At 49.3% G+C, this 3,711-nt stretch carries 1 protein-coding gene; it reads left to right on the forward strand.

Features of this window, described 5'->3' with window-relative positions:
• A partial coding sequence (locus ABD846_RS06145) for a hypothetical protein (protein WP_344823923.1) occupies window positions 1-3,711 on the forward strand: 3,711 nt, incomplete at both ends.

Here is a 3,711-nt window from a genome sequence, read left to right on the forward strand (position 1 = left end):
CCGCACCGGTGAAGGTATCGGTTGGCGCATTGGATCTTCCTTATGTGGAAACATTTGAAACGGGAGTGGAAGGGGTGAACATGCCATGTGCTGCAGTTGCTGGCACCTGGAGTTCTTCTATCCAGTACTGGTACCTGCGTTCGGGTGCTTATTCCTCATCTTATCCTGGTGTCACAAACCATACACCGGGCGGTAGCAAATACATTTTCTCCGGATACTACAATGGTCCTTACTACGGAAGCGGTGAGAACTACTTCTGGTTTACGCCGGCATTGAAAATGACAGCTGGCAAAGGATACAGCGTAGGCTTCTGGTTCAACGGAGCCGGTTATTCTACCGGAACCAACGGGCTGAAATTAGGCATCTATGCAGGTACTACCCAGTCTGCAACGGGCATGACGATCCGTGCAGGCGGTATTGATTCCGTAGTAAATGCGGCTTCGGGAAAATATGCGCAGATGGTTCGTGGTTTTGTGGCTCCTACTACGGGTAACTACTATGTAGGTATCAAAACGGTTCATACCGGTTACAACTATCCCGGTATCCCGATCGACGATATCAATGTAGCGCAGATGCCTGATTGTAACAGCAAGCCTGTGGCCGGAACTCCGGACGCAACGCCTTCCGTTATCTGTACTACCGGCTCTACAATACTTGGTCTCAGCGGAGCATCCGTGGCATCCGGCATTACCTACCAATGGCAGGTAAGCACCACCGGACCAACAAGCGGTTTCTCTAATGCCAGCGGTACTTCTGCAACATGGGGAAGCTACACCACGCCAACTCTTTCCACTACCAGCTGGTTCCGTTGTATTGTTACCTGTTCGATCACCGGACAGTCGGACACCTCTTCTTCTGTGATTGTGAATGTAGGAGCGATCACACCTCCTTACCTGGAAACATTTGAATCGGTACTGCCTGGTGGTAAGCCGGTGTGTTCTGCAAATACCAGCACATGGGGTACCACTACGTCTACCAACTACTGGACAACGAAATCGTTCAACTATACCACATACGGTACAGTTCATACCAACCATACACCGGGCGGCAGTACTTACCTGTGGGCAGGATATTACTTCGGATACTCTCCTTCAGCCGGCGCTACCTGGTTTACCCCGGCAATCAAGTTGGTGAAAGATTCCACTTACCAGTTCTCGTTCTGGTACCAGGGACCTGCTTATTATTATTATAACTCAGCTCCTGAGTTTAACGTTCGCTATGGTACAGCCCAGACGGAAGCGGCAATGACAAATATTGTACGCAGCTTGTGGACAGACAAACGTTCGCAGTACAACCGCCAGTATATCGGCCGCTTCAAGGCGGTGGCTACCGGTAATTATTATTTCGGATTGACAGTACGTCACACGTATTCCACTTATTCTTATAATGGAACATCTATCGACGATATCGCATTGGATCCGCTCACTTCCTGCACCGGCACTCCTACGGCCGGCACAGTGTTCTCTGTGCCGCATATGCTCTGTTCGTCCGGAACGGTAAAACTGGATATGGATTACAGCGGTGTGACCAAAGCCTCCGGCCTTGTGTACCGTTGGGAATGGACTACTTCCGACCCAACCGCAGGTCCGTTTATTCCTACAGGTTCTACGGGACTGATGTCTGCACCTGAATACAGCCTCTCGCTGAGTACTACCAGCTGGTTCCGTTGTATTGTAAAATGTGGCTATACCGGTGACTCTGCCGTTTCTTCTTTCCTGAAAGTAGACGTGGGTGCGGTTACGCCTCCATACTTCCAGGATTTTGAAACCGTAAGCCAGGGATCAAATGCCCCCTGTGCATCTAACACATACACGTTCTCTGCATCCAGCTTCAGCTATTGGGACGTTTTACGTGTACCGATCTCCACATCATATGCTGCTATCGACAACCATACGCCTAATGGTACTGCATTCCTGATGGCAGGTTATTACCTCGGTACTTACTATTCCGGTGCGGCACAATGGTGGTTTACACCAGCTATCAAAATGACCGGCGGACAATTGTACTACATGTCTTTCTGGTACAACGGTAGCGCCTACTCCGGAGGTAAAACGGATATCGCAGCAGCGTACGGTACAACTAATACCGCTGCCGGTATGACCACCACTATCGGAACACCGCTTACAGGTGTGAATACCTCTATGTGGAAGAAATACGAAGGCCGCTTTACCCCGGTTACATCAGGCAACTATTATGTAGGTGTTAAAGTAAGCCATACAACATATGCCTATCCGGGTATCGCAATCGATGACATCGGCGTGCAAATGGTACCGCCATGTTCTTCAACTGTTGTGGCCGGTACGATCATTGCGAATCCTACACAGATATGTCTGTCAGGAAGCAGCGCATTGCTGGATCTTGAAGGCAGTTCTATCGCCACAGGTCTTGCTTACGAATGGTTCTCATCCAACAGTCCTGCCGGTCCGTGGACAAGCACCGGTGGTACCACATTGCCGTATACTACAGATCCGCTGTATGCAAATACATACTTCAAATGTGTGGTTACCTGTACGGCGAGTGGCGTATCTGATACCACAGACGTATTCAAGATGGGGGTAGGTGCTATGGATATGCCTTATTCTGAAGATTTTGAAACTACTGCTCCCGGCGATAAGCCTATTTGCTCGGATGCCACTATCTGGGGTCAGTATTTCCTCTGGAATACCGTAAACTCCACTTATGGTGTTGCTACAAATCACACACCGGGTGGCCGTAACTATCTGCTGGGGGGATACTATCTCGGCTATTACGACTATTCCTATTACAGTTATACGCTTACGCACGATAACTTCTGGTTTACTCCGGCTTTGCGTTTTGACAGCCGTTATAAATATGAATTGTCTTTCTGGTATGTAACCTCATCCAGTGGAAACCGCATCGGTGTTTATTATGGTAAGAGCCAGAACCCCGGTTCAATGACTACGGCCATTTTACCATTGAGGACTTTCTACGACGGATCGTATACACAATTTGATACAACTTTCCGTCCGGCAACTTCCGGTATTTACTATGTAGGGTTCCAGAAAACAACTACTGCATATAATAACTATGCTTACCCCGGTGTTGCATTCGATGATATCAATCTGAACTATGCGCCCTGCGATGGTACGCCGTTTGCGGGTAGTATCCGTGGTTCCGTCACTTCCGGTACCGGACTTTGTCTGGGTACTAAAGTGCAGCTGACCGATACCGGTGCTACCGTGAGCACCGTTCCTGGTATCAAATACCGCTGGTTCCGCCGCAGTCTCACAAGTCCGCTTTCGGTTTGGTCGGTTGTGGCCGGAGCAACAGACTCCGTTCTGGCAGCAGACACGCTCGTAGGATATGAATACCGTTTTGCGGTTATCTGTGGAAACACAAATGATACAGCATATTCTTCCGCATTCTCTGTTCCCCAACTGACACCACATCCGCCGGTTACGATCAGTCCTTCGACGTCACCGATCACCTTCTGTGTTGGCGATACGGTTAAATTCAACGCTACCAATTATACAGGTGCGGTGTACGACTGGATGCGTGACAGTGTAGTGGTGCCGGGCTGGAAATTCAGCGATATGGGTGCTGTTGATCCCGGAACGTACATGGTTAAAGTAACGTCAGCGTTGTCACCATGTCCTGCTTACAGTAACAAGGTGAAACTGGTTGCAAACGATCCTGGTTATACGGTTACGATCACGAAACCGGCAGACAGCATTCTTTGTGCAGGCTCTT

Source organism: Rurimicrobium arvi, assembly GCF_039540495.1.
In the GTDB taxonomy this organism is placed as follows: domain Bacteria; phylum Bacteroidota; class Bacteroidia; order Chitinophagales; family Chitinophagaceae; genus Rurimicrobium; species Rurimicrobium arvi.